Here is a 15887-nt window from a genome sequence, read left to right on the forward strand (position 1 = left end):
GCACGTTAGGCTGCCCCGCCACACGTGGTTCAGGCCGGACGAGTTCTCGGGGGACTCCAGATGCTCTTGCGACGGATGATGCGACGGACGGCTCGGCGCGCTCTCCAGGGGGCGCCTCCCTCGTTCTCCCCCGAACCGGCCGCCACCTGTCCCGCCGCCGGCCGCCCGGCGCGCGCCCGGTGGCGCGTGGCCCTGACCCGGGCGCCCTTCCGGACGGCGGCGCCGGCCTGCGCGCTGGCCTGCGCCGCGCTCCTGGTCGCCACGGCCGCCCCCGCCCCCGGAGCCACTCCCGCGCCGTCCGTGCGGGCGGACGCGGTCCGGGCGGACGCCGAGCGGCTGGCCGGCCGGCTGGCGTCGGAGGTCACCGCCGCCGGGGCCTGGCGCCACCTGGAGGCGTTCCAGCGCGCGGCCGACGACCACGACGGCGTCCGCGCCGCCGGCACCGCCGGGTACGACGCCTCGGCGCGGTACGTCACCCGGCGGCTGACCGAGGCCGGCTACCAGGTCCGCGTCCAGCGCTTCTCCTTCCCCGACAGCGTGCCCATGGCCCAGACCGCCCAGGTCACCGCGCCGGACCCGCGCACCCTGCACCCGCTGCTCGCCCGGTTCTCGCCCGCCACCCCGGACGGCGGATGGCGTGGACGCCTGGCCGTCCTGCCGGAGAAGGCGTACGGCTGCGACGCCGCCGACTACGCCGGGGACGTCCGCGGCCACGCCGTCCTCGCCCGCGTCGGCGGCTGCGACCTGGCCCGCAAGACCGAACTGGCCGCCGCGGCCGGTGCCGCCGCCCTGCTGGTGAACGTCGACCAGCAGCCGGCGGACATGAACATCCGCTCCACCGTCCGCCCGCCCGCCGTCGCCCGCGTCCCCACCGCCAACCTGTCGCGCGGCGAGGCCGAGCGGCTCGCCGCCGACGCCGCCCGCGGACCCGTCGACCTCTTCCTCGACCTGCGCGGCCGGGCCGTCACCACCGACTCGTACAACCTCCTCGCCGACACCCCAGCCGGACGCTCCGACCGCACGGTCGTCCTGGGGTCGCACCTGGACAGCGCCACCGAGGGCCCCGGCCTCAACGACAACGGCAGCAGCGCGGCCATGGTCCTGGAGACCGCCCTGCGGCTCGCCCCGCACCGTGACCAGGTCCGCAACCGGGTGCGCTTCGCCTTCTGGGGCGCCGAGGAGGAGGGCATGGTCGGGTCCGGGTACTACGTCGGGCAGTTGAGCGACCGGGAGCGCCGGGAGACCGCGCTCGTCCTCAACTTCGAGACCATCGCCTCGCCCAACTACGCCCGTATGGTCTACCACGGCACCGGCGCCGTACCGCCCGGCACCGACACCGTCGAGAAGGTCTTCACCGACCGCTTCGCCCGGCGCGGACTGCCCACCGTCCCGCTGGAGTTCGACGGCCGGTCCGACTTCGCGCCGTTCATGGCCGCCGGCATCCCCGCCGGGGGCGGCTCCGCCGGCTACAACCACCTCAAGACCCCCGAATGGCAGCGGCTGTTCGGCGGCACCGCGGGCGAACTCACCGACCCCTGCTACCACCAGACCTGCGACACGCTCTCCCACCTCGACCGGACCATCCTCGGCCAGTTCGGCGACGCGATGGCCTGGGCGACCGCCCGCTTCGCCGTCGACGTCTCCGACGTCGGCACCGCCCGCGGCCGGTGAGCCGCACGCCCCGGGCGCTTACGATGACGGGACCGCCCAGCGTGAGGAGCCGGCCATGAGCACCGCCTTCCCCCTGACCCGGACCACCTGTCCCGTCCCCGAGGCCGAGCGGGCCGCGCGGCTCGCGGCGCCGGGCTTCGGCCGGTACTTCACGGACCACATGGCCACCGCCACCTGGACGGCGGACGGCGGCTGGCACGACCGCGGCATCGGCCCGATCGCCCCGTTCACCCTGCACCCCAGCGCCGCCGTCCTGCACTACGCCCAGGAGATCTTCGAGGGGCTGAAGGCGTACCGGCACTCCGACGGCAGCGTCTGGCTGTTCCGCCCGGAGGCCAACGCCCGCCGCTTCCTCCGCTCCGCCCGGCGGCTGGCCCTGCCCGAACTGCCCGAGGAGGACTTCCTCGCGAGCATCGAGGAACTGGTCCGGGCCGACGCGGCCTGGGTCCCCGTCCCCACCGGCGAGGAGAGCCTCTACCTGCGGCCCTTCATGTTCGCCTCCGAGGCGTTCCTCGGCGTACGGCCCGCCGCCGAGGCGCGCTACGCGGTGATCGCGAGCCCGGCCGGCCCGTACTTCCCCTCCGGCGTCACCGGCGTCACCCTCTGGATCAGCGGCCGCTACACCCGCGCCGCCCCGGGCGGCACCGGCGCCGCCAAGTGCGGCGGCAACTACGCCGGCGGCCTGGCCGCCCAGCTGGAGGCCCGGAACCACGGCTGCGACCAGGTGCTGTACCTGGACAGCGCGGGCCGGGGCACCCTGGAGGAATCCGGCACCATGAACCTCTGCCTGATCACCTCCGACGACGAGCTCGTCACCCCGTCCCTCGGCACCATCCTGGAAGGCGTCACCCGCGACACCGTCCTCACCCTCGCCCCCGACCTCGGCCTCACCCCCGTCGAACGGACCGTCACCCTCGACGAACTCCGCACCTCCGCCGCCGACGGCCGCGTCACCGAGGTCTTCGCCGCCGGAACGGCCGCCGTCATCACCCCGGTCACCGGCTTCAAGAGCGACGCCCACACCTTCCCCATCGCCGACGGCACCCCCGGCAAGAAGACCCTGGCCCTCCGCGAGCGCGTCCTGGACATCCAGTTCGGCCGCGCGGAGGACGAGCACGGGTGGCTGCGACGGGTGCTCTGACGGTGGGTGTTCCGACGGCGGGTGCTCCGACGGCCCTCCGACGGCCGGGGTCGGGCGGGCGGCAGCCGCCACGGCGGCGGTGCCCGCCCGGCCTCCGGAGTGCCCGGTCAGCGTCGAGGGCTGCTGAGCCCGTCGCTCCGGTGCGCCCACAGGGTGGCCTGCGGGTCCACGTAGGGAGCCGCCCCGGCGGCCCGGTCCTGATCGTGCCCGCACCGGAGGGAGACCGTCGCGGGGCCCGCGCTGGAGAAGGCGCCGTGGACGCTGACCGTGGCCACGTACACCCCCGTGCCGGCGCTCCCGGCGGAGGGGCTGCCGACCATGGTGGACGCCCCGCCGACGGGGGTATCGCCCGAGTACAGCGTGCACCGGGTGTAGTCGCTGGGCCCCCAGCCCACCAGCGTCGCGTTGCCGGACAGCACCCAGGAACCGGCGGGCACCGAGTCCGACACCACCGTCGTGGCCACCCCGCCCTTGGTGCTGAGCTGCACCGCGGACGAGTTCTGTCTCAGCACGTCCTGCCCGGTCGCGAGCCTCGGCTCGGCCACGGGCGCCGCGGACGTACCGGCCGACGCCGACGCGGCCGTGAGAACACCGCCCGCCACCAGGACACCGGCGCCCAGCAGCGCCATCGACCGGGACGACTTCGTCATCATCTGGCTTCCTCTCTCGGGTGGTGCCGGTGGAAACCCTCGCGACAGAGGATGGTGCTCCGGAAGCCGGTGGGACAGAGAGTGTTCGGCCGACTGCGAGGCCGGAACTATCCGGTGCTCCCTCCGCCCGTCCGCACGGGCCGTACCACCCGTCAGACCGCGCCCCCCACCCGCGGCACGGGCAGCCGTCCCACCGCCCGCGCCCCCCCGTTCGGCGTCCGCGAAGTGCAGCGTCCCCCCGTGCAGAAGGGCGATCTCACGGGAGATGGCCAGGCCGAGGCCGGCGCCGCCGGCGGAGCGGGTACGGGCGTCCTCCAGGCGGCCGAAGCGTTCGAAGACGTGCTCGCGCGCGGGGACCGGGATGCCGGGTCCGTCGTCGGAGACCTCGACGACGACGGCCCCGGAGGAGTCCGGACGCACCGTGATCCCGACGGCGGTATCGGCGTAACGGCAGGCGTTGTCCAGGAGGTTGCGGAGCAGCCGTTCCAACTGGACGGCGCTGCCGCGCACGGTGACGGGTTCCTCCGCGGCGGAACAGCGGATCCGCAACGGCCGCTCCCGGCGCCGGTGGCGGTACTCCTCGGCAAGATCGTGGGCGAGGCCGGCCAGGTCGACGACCGCCTCGCCGGGCGGCACGCCCCCGTCCAGCCGGGCCAGCAGCAACAGGTCCTCGCTCAGCAGCTGCAACCGGACGACGTCGTCGAGCGCGCTGCGCACGGCGGCGGGCCAGTCGGCCTCCTCGGGGTGGGCCAGGGCGGCTTCGAGGGAGGTCCGCAAAGCCGTGAGGGGGCTGCGGAGTTCGTGCGAGGCGTCGGCGACGAACCGCCGCTGGAGCTCGGCCGCGTTCTCCAGCCGGTCCAGGATCGCGTTGGTGGTCAGCGCCAACCGGGTGATCTCGTCACCCGACGCGGGCACCGGCACCCGCCGGTCCAGGGAACGGGCCGTGATGTCCTCCAGCTCCCGGCGGATCGCCTCGACCGGGCGCAGCGCCCGCCCGGCCGTCGCCCAGGCGGCGACGGCGAGCAGCGCGGCGGCGACCGGCGGCCAGACGAACATGCCCCAGCCGAGGGTCGACTCGTACCCGGCGACGTTCTCCCCCATGTGGGACTCCCACCACAGGCCGCACGGCAGGACGAGCGCCGCCCCGCCGCCGGCCGCGAGCGCCAGCCGGCCCCGCACGGACAACGACCGCCAGGAGGGCTCCGCCGCCGTCCAGGCCGCGGTGGCGACGACCAGCGCGATGACGGGAGCGGCGAACAACGGTCCCCACAGGGCGGCGTACCGGCCGGTTCCGAGCGGGTCACCGTGGTTGTGGTGGCGGAGCCAGCCGGTGTGCGCGTTCAGCTGCCAGGCCGTGAGGGCCCCCGCGGCGACGGCGGCGCGGAGCCGCGGCCCGCGGCGCGGACCGCCGGCGGCCCAGGTCGCGGCGGCGACCAGAAGCGTTCCCGCAGGAATCCCGAACACCCGGATCCTGGTGATCACCGGACCCACACGGTCCGCCGGCGGGTACGCCGGAGAGTACCCGCCATGCCCCGCGGCGACGGCGTCCGCGTGGCGCAGCAGGGCGACGAACAGCAGCAGCACGCCGGCCGCCGTCAGCGCGGCCACCGCCGCGGCACGCGTCCGGGGCCGTCCCACCGCCCGCCGCACGAGCGCGAGGGCCGCGGTCACCGGGCGCTCACCCGGTAACCGCCCCCGCGTACCGTCCCGATGGTCGCGCGGTCGAACGGCGCGTCCACCTTCCGGCGCAGCGCGCTGACGTACACCTCGACGATGTTGAGGTCGCCGTCGTACTCGGCCGACCACACCTGCTCGGCCACGTCCGTCTTGGACACGACCTCACCGGGCCGCCGCATCAGGCACTCCAGGACGGCGAACTCCTTCGCCGTCAGCCGGATCGCTGTCTCCCCGCGCCGGCAGGACCGGTCCGCCGGATCGAGCCAGAGGTCGCCGACGTTGAGGACCGCCCGGCCGCCGCCGCCCCGCCGCAGCAGGGCGCGCAGCCGCGCCTCCAGCACCACGTACGAGAACGGTTTGGCGAGGAAGTCGTCGGCGCCCGTGTCGAGGGCCTCGGCCTCGTCGTACTCGCCGTTCTTCGCCGTCAGCATCAGGACCGGCGTGGCGACGCCCTCCGCCCGCAACCGGGCGCACACCCGGTAGCCGTTGAGCCCGGGCAGCATGATGTCGAGGACGATCGCCCGGTACGCGTGCTCCCGCGCCAAGTGCAGCCCGGTGAGCCCGTCGTGGGCCACGTCCACGGCGTAACCGGCGGCGGACAGCCCCCTCTGCAGGGAGGCGGCCAGCCGTTCCTCGTCCTCGATCACCAACAAGCGCATCGGGCCAGTATCCCGGCCCCCTCGCGGCCGCCTGAAGAAGCCTTCAGCTTTCTTCAGCGTCCCTTCAGCGGTGCCGGGAGAGCATCCGGGTGCCCTCGCCCGCCGCTCACCGAAGGTCGTCATGCAGACCGTCGTGCCCCCGCCGACCGTCGTCTCCGCCCCGCATCCCCGGTGGCGGACCGTCCCGCCCGCCCTCCGGCGGCCGGCGCTGGTGGTCGCGGTGCTCGCCACCGGTACCGCCGTCGCGCAGCAGGTCCTGTTCGCGTGCGGGGGCGGTGGCCTGGTGCCCGGACGGCAGCCGTGGCCCTTCCTGCTCCTCGCCGTCCCCGCCTGGCTGGTGGCCCGGCCGTGGGCGGAACGCCCGGTGCCCGGGGCCGTCCTGCGGGGGACGGACGTCCTGCGGCGGATGCCCGCGTGGGCCGGGGTCCTCGCCGTCCTCGCCGCGGCCGGCGCCGTCTGGGCCGTCCTCCAGGACCACGAACCCCTGATCGGGCACGAGGAGGCGGTGTACGCGAACAAGGCCCGTTCCTGGCGGGACGGAACGCCCGCCGCGGGCTGGGGGGAGTACCGGCCGCCGGGCCTGCCCGCCCTGGGCCGGCTCGCGCTCGCCGTCCACGACGACGTAGGCGCCCTGCGGGCGGTCGCGCTCGTCCTGGCGCTGTTCACCCTGACCGTCGTCTGGTGGGCCGCCGCCCGCTGGACCGGCCCCCGGCAGGCGGTCCTGGTGATGCTCCTGATGCTGGGTGGACTGGGGTTTCTGCGCCGGGTGCCGGAGTTCCTCAACGACATAGGGGCGACCGGCCTGTTGCTGCTCGTCGTCGTCCTCCTCGTCCGCGCACAGGAGGCTCCGGGACCGTTGTCGCTGCCGGCCGCCGCCGGGGTCGCGCTGGCCGCCTTCCACCTCCGTTACGGCGTGGTGGGGAGCCTGGCCGGCGTGGCCCTCGCCGCCGTCCTCGCGTACGGTCCGCGTGCCTGGCTGGCCCAAGGGCGCCGGCTGGCCGTCGCCGGCGGCGTCCTGCTCGCCGGCCTCGTCCCGCACCTCGTCCACGCCGTGCACACGACGGGGTCGCCGCTGGGCCTGATCGTCGACGCGACGGACCGGGCCAACCGCTCCTACCCGGGCGACGGGCTCGTCTACTACCTGGCCGTCTTCCCGTACCGGCTGGCCGGCGACCTCGGGGCGGTGGTGATGACGGCCGGCCTCTGCTGCGCGGCCGCGGCCGTCCGGAGGCTGCGCGGCCGACGGGCGGGAGGAGAGGACCGGCGCCACGCCTTCCTGGGGCTAACGGCCGTCCTCGTCCCCGTCGTCCTCGGCACGGCCACGGACGGCGAACCGCGGTTCGTGTACCTGCCGGTGGTCCTGCTCATCCTGCTGGGCGTCCGGCACCTCGCCGGCCGGGCCGGCCGGTACGCGCGCCCGCTGCTCGCCGCCGTCGCCGTGCTCGCGGCCGTGACCGTGCCGGCCACCGCCCAGTACGTGGCGCGCGTCGCGATGCCGAAGCCGATGGCGCAGCACGCGTCCACGGTGCCCGTCGCCCGCGAACTGGCGGACGGGCGGCGGCCCTGTCTGATCGTCACCGCTTACGAGCCCGAGACGGGCTGGTACTCCGGCTGCGACGCCGTCACCTTCGACCAGTACCGGGCCCGACCACGGCCGCCGGCCCGGGTCCGCACCAGCTTCGTCCTCTACGAGCGGGGGCGGCTCCAGCCCGGACGCGCGCGGCTCGCGGAGCTGATCGGGGGCCGTGACGTCACCGTCCGGGTGACGGCGGCACGGGGGGCGCTGGGGCGGGCGACGGTCATCACGCCGCGGTGAGCCGTCCCCGCGGCACCGGTTCGTCAGGTCACCGGTCGCGGAAGGTCTGTACTCCCGCGCGGCAGCCGCGGGTCCAGGCGTCCGGGTAGGCGGTGCCGGCCTTGTGGGCGCGTTTCTCGCAGCCGCCCCAGACGACCTCGCGGACGGCCGAGCCCTTGCCGCCGGCCTCCAGGACGTCCTGGCCGGTGTCGAAGCCGTCGTCGTAGGCGGACTCGGAGGTCTCCTCCTCCTCGTCGTCCTCCTCCTCGTCCTCCGCGCCGTCGCCGTCCGGGTCCGCCGCCTCGTCGTCCTCGGCGTCGTCGTACGCCTCGTCCCCGGCGGCCCCGCCGTCTTCGTCCTCGTACGCGCCGTCGTCACCAGGCGTCGGGTCGCCCGCCGTGCCCGGGCGGCGGTGGTCGTCGCGGGGGCCGGGGTCGGTGCCGCAGGATGTCAGGAGGAGGGAGCAGGCGGCCGCCGACACGAGGAGAACGGGCAGGGCCCGGCGGGGGCGCCGGGCGGGAGGGGCCGGGGGGTGGGCGTCGGGGACCGTCTGCTGTGCCATACGACCGTACGGTACGGGGTCCGGGGCCCCGGTGCTCAGCCGCCCGTGGCCGGCGTCAGGACGAGGCGGACCTCCAGCTCGTGCTCGCCCGGCACGGTGCCGTGCTCCTCCACCCCGAAGGCCCCGGCCAGCTCGTCGTGCACCTGGCGCACCGGCTGCGCGGCGCCGAACAGGTCGACGGTGACGGGGGCGTCGAGCGGTACGGGAGCGGGGCCGGTGCGCGGGCGGCGGGCCCGGGTGTCGACCACCGTGCACCAGACGACGGGCTTGCCCGGTGCCGTCCCCCGGCCCTCGCTCCGTTCGGCGATGACGGTGCCGGGTGAGGTGGGGAAGGCGGCGTCCAGGGCGGCGATGACCGCGTCGGCGGTCTCCCGGCCGCAGCCGGTCAGATGGACGCTGACGTGATCCGCGCTGTCCGGGTTGGTCACCGGGAGCTCCTTTGCGTCGTGCCGTCGTCGGCCGCTGCCGCCGGACCGTCCCCCGGCTCGACCGTACGGGCCGGCCGGGCGGGCGGCACCCGGGGCGGGTCCGTCCGTGGCGGACCATTCGCGGCGTCCGGCCGCGTACCCGCTGAGCAGGGGCGCATGCCCCGAGTGGCCCAGTGCGACCCCGTTCGGCTCTGCCGGGTGGGGCCCTGATCCCCGATCCTGGACGAAGGGGATGACCAGGAGGATTGGGTCGACTGGGACAACGGGGGCGGCGCCACCGCGCCGCCCCGCGAGGGAGAGCGGTCCGTGATCACACGCATTCGCCTGCCGCACCGGCACCTGGCGCCGCCGGGACGCCCCGGGCCCCCGCCCGAGCCGCCCCGGCGCCCCCCGCCGCAGCCCAAGCCCGGCTGGGGCCGCTGGGTGCTGGCCTTGGTGCTGGTGCTGTTCGTGATCGTCATCCTGCTCGCGCGCGGCCTGCCCGGCGGCGAGACGCACGAGCGGTCGTACAGCGACTTCGTCGCCAAGGTGGACGCCGGGCAGGTGCGCAGCGTCGACATCGGTGACAAGGGCACGGTGACCGGCCGGCTCAAGGACGGCACCGAGTTCACCACCCAGCTGCCGACCGCCCTCGGCGCCGGGCAGCTCGAACAGCGGCTCCAGGCGCAGCACGTGGAGATCACCGCCTCCCGCAGCGGCCAGGGCAGCCCCTGGCTCTCCGTCCTGCTGGCCTTCCTGCCCCTGCTGTTCCTGGGCGCCTTCTTCCTCTGGGGCGCCCGCCGCGCCGCCGGCTCGCTGTCCGGCGGCATCAGCGCCATCGGCCGTTCCCGCGCGAAGATCATCGAGGCCGAGCGGCCCACCACCGGCTTCGCCGACGTCGCCGGCTACGAAGGCGTCAAACAGGAGATCGGCGAGGTCGTCGACTTCCTGCGCAGCCCCGAGCGGTACGCCCGGGCCGGCGCCAAGGGACCCCGCGGCGTGATCATGGTCGGGCCGCCCGGCACCGGTAAGACCCTGCTCGCCCGGGCCGTCGCCGGCGAGGCCGACGTGCCGTTCCTGTCCGTGACCGGCTCCGCGTTCGTCGAGATGTTCGTCGGTGTCGGCGCGTCCCGGGTCCGGGACCTCTTCGAGGAGGCGCGGAAACGGGCACCCTCGATCATCTTCATCGACGAGATCGACGCCGTCGGCGGCCGGCGCGGCGGCGGCACCCGGCTCGGCGGCAACGACGAGCGCGAGCAGACCCTCAACCAGCTCCTCGCCGAGATGGACGGCTTCGACCAGAGCAGCGGCATCGTCGTCGTCGCCGCGACCAACCGGCCCGACGCCCTCGACCCCGCCCTGCTGCGCCCCGGCCGCTTCGACCGGCAGGTCACCGTGCCGCTGCCCAACCAGACCGAACGGGCGGCCATCCTCGCCGTGCACGCCCGCGGCAAGACCCTCGACCCCGGGGTCGACCTCGCCACCGTCGCCCGCGCCACCCCCGGCTTCTCCGGCGCCGACCTCGCCAACCTCGTCAACGAGGCCGCCATCAACGCCGTCCGCGCCGACCGCGCCGTCCTCACCGCGCAGGACCTCGACACCGCCCGCGACCGGGTGCTCCTCGGCCGCCGCGAGACCTCCAACGCCCTGCTCCCGGAGGAACGCCGCTCGGTGGCCGTCCACGAGTCCGGCCACGCCCTCGTCGCCGCCCTGTGCGAGCACGCCGACCCCGTCGCCAAGGTCACCATCCTGCCCGCCGGGGTGTCCCTCGGCGTCACCGAGCAACTCCCCGAGGCGGAGCGGCACCTGTACAGCGAGGGCTACCTCACCGACCTGCTCGCCGTCCGGCTCGGCGGGCGGGCCGCCGAACTGGTCGTCTTCGGCGAGGGCTCGACCGGCGCCGCCAACGACCTGGCGGGCGCCACCCTCATCGCCACCCGGATGGTCCGGGAGTTCGGCCTGTCGAGCGTGCTGGGGCCCGTCGGGTACGCCGCGCCCGGACAGCAACTGCTCGGCGAGACGGCCGAGGAGCTGCAACGGCGGCCCTACTCGGAGCAGACCCAGCGGATCGTCGACCAGGAAGTGGCCCGGCTGCTGGGGCAGGCCGAGGAACGCGCGCTGGGCCTGCTCCGCGAACACCGAACCGCCCTCGACCGGCTGGCGGACCTGCTGGTCGCCAAGGAGACGGTGGACGGCGCGGTGGTCCTGGACGTGCTGCGGCGGGAGGGTGGGTGACCGGCGTGGCCGGGGGGCCGCCCGGGCTGCCCGCCGCTCAGAGCTCCCAGCCGTACATCGGCGACCGCCGCGGCTCCGGCCCCGCCCCGCGCGTCGCCACGTCCCGCTCCGCCGTGCCGATCAGCCGGTCCCCGAGCTCGCGCAGGGCACGGCCCGCGGCGAACTCGTCACCGATCACCGGGACGTCCTGGTCGCCCGGCGCGCACCGGGCGACGCCCTGGCCCGTGACGGTGGTGGCGCCGGTGTCGAGGACCGCGCGGGCCTTCGTGGTGCCGCCGTCCTCGGTGAGGTCCAGCCGGATCCTCCACTCGGTCGTGTGCTCCATGGCTCACTCCTCGCTCGGGTGTCCCCGCCTCCATTCTGCCGCCGCCGGCGCCCGGGTGACCGTCCACGACCGGTCCGGGTGCGGAGCGTGGCTATTCGCGTACGCTCCGCAGTCGACCGCTGTGCGGAGCGGACCGTTCCATGGCGGGCCGTGACCCTTCCCTGAGGCGCGTCGTTCGGGTGGAACGCCGTGGATCCGGGGCGTCAACTGCGCAGGGTGGACAAGCCCGTTGTGCGTGTGATGTCGCGTTGCCGTGGTGAACGGCGGTGGCCGGGCGGTAGACCAGTGTCGTCACCCCGGACAACGGCCGTCGCCAGGAGGTTCCGTGAGCCCACGACGTACGCTGCTGCGCGGCACCCTGGCCGCGGTCCTCTGCGCCGCCGTCCTGCCCGCCTGGGGCACCCCCGGCCGCGACCGGCGGAACCCCGCGCCCACCGGCGCGGAGGCCGCCACCGCCGCCTACATGGAAGCCGTCCGCACCGACCGGCGGGCCCTCCGCGCCTTCCTCCACGCCCTGCCCAAAGGCGCCGACCTGCACAACCACCTCGGCGGCGCCGCCAGCACCGAGCTGCTCGTCGACCTCGCCGCGCGGGACGGTTTGTGCATCGAGAAGGAACGGCTGCGCGCCGTACCGCCGCCCTGCCCGGCCGGCGGCAGACCGGCCGCCGACGTCCACGCCGACCGGGCCTTCCACCGGCACCTCGTCCGTGCCTGGTCCATGCAGGACTTCCGGCCCGGCCGCGAGTCCGGGCACGACCACTTCTTCGCCACCTTCGAGAAGTTCGAGCCGGTGGAGATCGGGCACATGGGCCGGCTGCTGAGCGAGGTCGCCGACCGGGCCGCCGCACAGCACCAGTTCTACCTGGAGACCATGGTCACCCACGCCACCGCCGGGGTGGCCGCGCTCGCCGCGCGGGCCGGCTTCGACCCGGACCTCGGCCGGCTGCGCGGCCGGCTGCTCGCCGGGGACGGGCTCGGCCGGCTGGCCGCCCGGGCCCGGGCCGCCATGGACCGGGCCGCCGCCGAATTCCGCGCCGCCTCCCGCTGCGGGACACGGCGGCCCCGCCCCGGCTGCGGGCTGGAGATCCGCTTCATCACCCAGGTCGACCGCTCCGCCACCCCCGAGCAGGTCTTCACCGAGCTGCTCCTCGGCTTCGAACTCGCCCGCACCGACCGGCGGTTCGTCTCCGTCAACCTGGTCTCACCCGAGGACGGCGCCGTCGCCCTGCGGGACTACGGGCTGCACATGCGCATGCTGCACCGGCTGCACGCCTGGTACCCGCGCGTTCCCGTCACCCTGCACGCCGGCGAGCTGGCGCCCGGGCTGGTCGGGCCGGAGGACCTGCGGTCGCACATCCGCCAGGCCGTGCTGACCGGGCACGCCCGGCGGATCGGGCACGGGGTGGACGTCGGGTGGGAGGACGCCTCCCGCGAGCTGCTGGCGGTGATGGCGGAGCGGCGGGTCCTGGTGGAGATCCCGCTGGTCAGCAATGCCCAGATCCTGGGGGTGGCGGGGCGTCGGCATCCTTTCGAGCTGTACCGGGAGCATGGGGTGCCGGTCGCTCTCGCGACGGACGACGCGGGGGTGGAGCGGAGCGACATCACGACCGAGTACGAGCGGGCGGTCACCGTGCACCGGCTGGGGTACCGGGCGCTCAAAGATCTTGCGCGGACGTCGCTGGAGTACGGGTTCCTGCCCGGGCGGAGCCTGTGGCGGGACCGGGGCGGCTTCGTGCCCGCGGCGCCCTGTGCCCGGGACCGGGCGGGGGCGGGGCGGCCTCGGGCGGCCTGTGCGGCGCTGCTGGGGGGTAGTCCGAAGGCGGCGGTGGAGTGGAAGCAGGAGGCGGCCTTCGGCCGCTTTGAGGAGCGGTTCGGGCGGGCCCGGTCTGTGCCTGCGGCGCCGTCGGTGGGGTGAGGGTGCCCCAGCCCCGCCCTCTCACCGTTTCCTGCGGGGGCTGCGCCCCCCGCACCCCCTCAAGCGCGCTGCGCGCTCCCCCAGAGGGGGTGCCCCCAGTCCTCAAACGCCGGACGGGCTGGTTGGCTCCCGCCAGTCCGTCGTCAGTCTTCCGTCCTTCCCGACGGCCACCGCCGTGCCCAGGTCCGCCGACGCGCGGGAGAAGCGGTGTTGGATCCAGGCGCGGGCGTGTTCCGCGGCGAGTTCCGTGTGACCGTAGCCGAGTTGGAGGGGGACGGCCTCCAGGCGGGTCGGGGTGGTGCCGTCGAAGGTGACGAGGAAGAGGAGGCCGAGGTCGTTGCGGAGGACGGGGTCCACGGCGTAGTCGTCGACGAAGTCGCCCATGTCGTACAGGGTCCGCCGGCCGGCGCCGTGGAAGACGTGGGCCGAGTGGCCGGCGACGAGCGCGGCGCCCGCCGTGTGCAGCCGGGTGGCGGCCTCGCGGACGTAGCCGGGCGGGGCGGAGGTCATGTTGGGGCCCCAGTGCGGGGTGACGAGCACCGCGTCGGCCTGCCCCGCGGCGTCCGCCACCGCGTCGTGCAGCCAGCCGGGCAGGCCGTGGTGGAGGTCGGCCCAGGCGACGCCGGGGCGGTCCGGGGCGGCGGCGAAGTCCTCCGGGTGGTCCGTGGCGCCGAGTACCGCGAGCCGCAGGCCGCGTGCCTCCAGCAGGGCGGCCGCCCGGGCCCCGGCCGCGTCGGCACCGGCACCGACCACCGCGATCCCGGCCTCGCCCAGCAGGTCCAGCGTGTCCGCGAGCGCGTCGGCGCCGTAGTCGAGGGCGTGGTTGTTGGCCAGGTTCACGCAGTCCACGCCGAGGCGGGCGAGGACCCGCGCGGCCACCGGCGGCGCCCGGAAGAAGAAGGGTTTGCCGGGGGCCGGCCACGGCTCGCCGCGCGCGGACACGCAGCACTCCAGGTTGAGGACGAAGAGGTCGGCCCCGGCCAGGGCCTCCCGCACTCCGGGGGAGACCAGGGTGTCCGGCGCGGGCGCCGCCGCCAGCCGCTCGGCGGCGCCGCGTCCCAGCATGGTGTCCCCGGCCAGGGCCACGGTCACGGTCACCGGCGCTACCTCCCGCCTGCCGCTCCCTTCAGTCTCGGCCGTGGCCCGGCGGCCACGCAAGCGGCGGGGGATCAGCGCCGGAGCACCTTGCGGGCCAGCGCGTTCCCCAGCAGCTGCGCGATCTGCACGAGCACGATCAGCACCGCCACCGCCACGACCATCACCGAGGTGTCGAACCGCAGATAGCCGTAGGACATGGCCAGATGGCCCACCCCGCCGCCGCCCACCGTCCCGGCCACCGCCGAGAAGTCGATCAGTGCGACGAGCATGAACGTGAAGCCGAGGACGAGCGGTCCGAGGGCCTCGGGCACCAGCACGGTGAGGAGGATCCGCAGTGGGCCCGCGCCCATCGACCGGGCGGCCTCGATCACCCCGGACTCGACGGACAGCAGGTTCGTCTCGACGATCCGGGCGACGCCGAAGGTGGCCACGACGACCATCGGGAAGACCGCCGCGTCCGTCCCGATCATCGTGCCCACCACCTCGCGGGTCACGGGGGAGAGCGCGACGATGGCGATGACGAACGGCACCGGCCGGACGACGTTCACCAGCGTGCTGAGCACGGCGAAGACCAGCCGGTTCGGCAGCACCCCGCCCTTGCGCGTGGCGTAGAGGGTGAGGCCGACGGCCATGCCGAGCACCGCCGACAGCGCCAGGGTGACCAGCACCATGTAGACCGTCTCGCCGGTCGCGTCGACCACCTTGGGCCAGAACGTGCTCCAGTCAGCCCGCATGAGCGCCCACCTCCGTCGTGGTCCGGACGGCGTCCAGCGCCGCCACGAACGCGTCCACGTCCCCTTCCTCGCCGCGCAGTTCGAGCGTCACGCTGCCGAGCGCGGCGTCGCGCACCTCGCCGACGCCCGCGTGGGCGATCGTGAAGTCCACCCGGTGCTCGCGCAGCAGCCGCGACAGGTGCGCCGCGCCCGGCGCGTCCCGCGTCACCGGGACGGTGACCAGCCGCCCGGCGTGCCGGCCGCGCAGCCGTTCCAGTGCCTCGCCCTCGGGCGGGTCCCCGAGCGCGGAGCGGACGAACACCTTGGTGACGGGGTGCCGCGGCCGGGCGAACACCTCGTACACCTCGCCGCTCTCCACCACCCGGCCCTCCGACATCACGGCCACCTGGTCGCACAGGAAGCGGACCACGTCCATCTCATGCGTGATCAGGACGATGGTGATGCCCAGCTCGGCGTTGACGCGCCGCAGCAGTTCCAGCACCTCCCGGGTGGTCTGCGGGTCCAGGGCCGAGGTCGCCTCGTCGCACAGCAGCACCTTCGGCGACGTGGCCAGGGCCCGGGCGACGCCGACGCGCTGCCGCTGGCCGCCCGACAGCTGCTCCGGCCAGTGCCGGGCGCGGTCCTCCAGGCCGACGAAGCGCAGCACCTCCAGGGCCCGCCGGCGCGCCTCGGCGCGCGGGGTGCCGGCCAGCCGCAGCGGGTAGGCGACGTTGCCGAGGACCGTGCGCGAACGGAACAGGTTGACGTGCTGGAAGACCATCCCGATGGAGCGCCGGACGGCCCGCCGCCCCCGCTCGTCGAGCTCCGTGAGGTCCCGGCCGCCGACCAGCACCCGTCCCGCGGTGGGGACTTCGAGGTGGTTGACGAGCCGCAGCAGGGTGCTCTTCCCGGCGCCGCTGTGCCCGACGACGCCCAGGACGGTGCCCTCGGCGACCGTCAGGGACACCCCGTCGACCGCGGTGAACTCGGTGCCGTGCTTGCCGGGGTAGGTCTTGCGGACGTCCCGCAGTTCGATCAC

At 75.4% G+C, this 15887-nt stretch carries 13 protein-coding genes; 5 read left to right on the forward strand and 8 right to left on the reverse strand.

All coding sequences use genetic code 11. The features are described 5' to 3' along the window. Positions 1 to 60: 60 nt before the first annotated feature. Together K7I03_RS31820 and K7I03_RS31825 are read left to right on the forward strand one after the other, a co-directional pair. A complete protein-coding gene (locus K7I03_RS31820; RefSeq protein ID WP_224347318.1) occupies positions 61 to 1671 on the forward strand; it encodes a M28 family peptidase in 1611 nt (536 codons plus the stop codon). A 55-nt stretch (positions 1672 to 1726) separates the two neighbouring features. After that, positions 1727 to 2812 (forward strand): branched-chain amino acid aminotransferase, encoded by a 1086-nt coding sequence (locus tag K7I03_RS31825; RefSeq protein WP_185944743.1) that lies wholly within the window; start codon positions 1727 to 1729, stop codon positions 2810 to 2812. A 107-nt stretch (positions 2813 to 2919) separates the two neighbouring features. Here the strand turns inward: K7I03_RS31825 and K7I03_RS31830 are convergent, their stop codons facing one another. Further along, complete coding sequence (locus K7I03_RS31830; RefSeq protein WP_224347319.1) at positions 2920 to 5133, reverse strand: sensor histidine kinase; 2214 nt, start codon at positions 5131 to 5133, stop codon at positions 2920 to 2922. Continuing rightward, positions 5130 to 5798 carry a response regulator transcription factor gene (locus tag K7I03_RS31835; RefSeq protein WP_185944741.1) on the reverse strand — a complete coding sequence of 223 codons (669 nt, stop codon included), beginning with the start codon at positions 5796 to 5798 and terminating at the stop codon, positions 5130 to 5132. The genes K7I03_RS31830 and K7I03_RS31835 overlap by 4 nt, the downstream gene beginning before the upstream one ends. A gap of 70 nt (positions 5799 to 5868) precedes the next feature. On the opposite strand from K7I03_RS31835, the gene K7I03_RS31840 reads away from it, so the two are divergent. Then, a complete protein-coding gene (locus K7I03_RS31840) occupies positions 5869 to 7614 on the forward strand; it encodes a glycosyltransferase (protein ID WP_185944740.1) in 1746 nt (581 codons plus the stop codon). 28 nt (positions 7615 to 7642) lie between these two features. Here K7I03_RS31840 and K7I03_RS31845 read toward each other — a convergent pair whose 3' ends face one another. Together K7I03_RS31845 and K7I03_RS31850 are read right to left on the reverse strand one after the other, a co-directional pair. Next, positions 7643 to 8155: a hypothetical protein gene (locus K7I03_RS31845; protein ID WP_185944739.1), complete on the reverse strand. Its 513-nt coding sequence runs from the start codon at positions 8153 to 8155 to the stop codon at positions 7643 to 7645. A 35-nt stretch (positions 8156 to 8190) separates the two neighbouring features. Further along, positions 8191 to 8583, reverse strand: coding sequence for a hypothetical protein (locus K7I03_RS31850; RefSeq protein WP_185944738.1), 393 nt, complete (start codon positions 8581 to 8583; stop codon positions 8191 to 8193). A 306-nt stretch (positions 8584 to 8889) separates the two neighbouring features. Between K7I03_RS31850 and ftsH the strand changes: the two genes are divergently transcribed. Further along, on the forward strand, positions 8890 to 10797 hold the full coding sequence (gene ftsH / locus K7I03_RS31855) for an ATP-dependent zinc metalloprotease FtsH (protein ID WP_185944737.1): 1908 nt from the start codon (positions 8890 to 8892) through the stop codon (positions 10795 to 10797). A gap of 37 nt (positions 10798 to 10834) precedes the next feature. Here ftsH and K7I03_RS31860 read toward each other — a convergent pair whose 3' ends face one another. Next, positions 10835 to 11122, reverse strand: a complete 288-nt coding sequence (locus K7I03_RS31860) for a DUF1876 domain-containing protein (RefSeq protein ID WP_185944736.1) — start codon at positions 11120 to 11122, stop codon at positions 10835 to 10837. Between the two features lie 325 nt (positions 11123 to 11447). Here K7I03_RS31860 and K7I03_RS31865 point away from each other — a divergent pair, with 325 nt between their 5' ends. Beyond that, positions 11448 to 13037 (forward strand): adenosine deaminase family protein, encoded by a 1590-nt coding sequence (locus K7I03_RS31865; protein ID WP_185944735.1) that lies wholly within the window; start codon positions 11448 to 11450, stop codon positions 13035 to 13037. Between the two features lie 102 nt (positions 13038 to 13139). Here the strand turns inward: K7I03_RS31865 and K7I03_RS31870 are convergent, their stop codons facing one another. From K7I03_RS31870 to K7I03_RS31880, 3 genes are all read right to left on the reverse strand, one after another. Beyond that, positions 13140 to 14135, reverse strand: coding sequence for a CapA family protein (locus K7I03_RS31870; RefSeq protein ID WP_185944734.1), 996 nt, complete (start codon positions 14133 to 14135; stop codon positions 13140 to 13142). A 71-nt stretch (positions 14136 to 14206) separates the two neighbouring features. Further along, positions 14207 to 14869 (reverse strand): methionine ABC transporter permease, encoded by a 663-nt coding sequence (locus tag K7I03_RS31875; protein WP_185944733.1) that lies wholly within the window; start codon positions 14867 to 14869, stop codon positions 14207 to 14209. Next, the gene (locus tag K7I03_RS31880) at positions 14859 to 15887 is read right to left on the reverse strand and encodes a methionine ABC transporter ATP-binding protein (RefSeq protein WP_224347320.1); all 1029 of its coding nucleotides are present in this window, start codon (positions 15885 to 15887) and stop codon (positions 14859 to 14861) included. Before K7I03_RS31880 ends, K7I03_RS31875 begins: the two co-directional genes overlap by 11 nt.

It is taken from the genome of Streptomyces mobaraensis (assembly GCF_020099395.1).
Classification (GTDB): Bacteria; Actinomycetota; Actinomycetes; order Streptomycetales; family Streptomycetaceae; genus Streptomyces.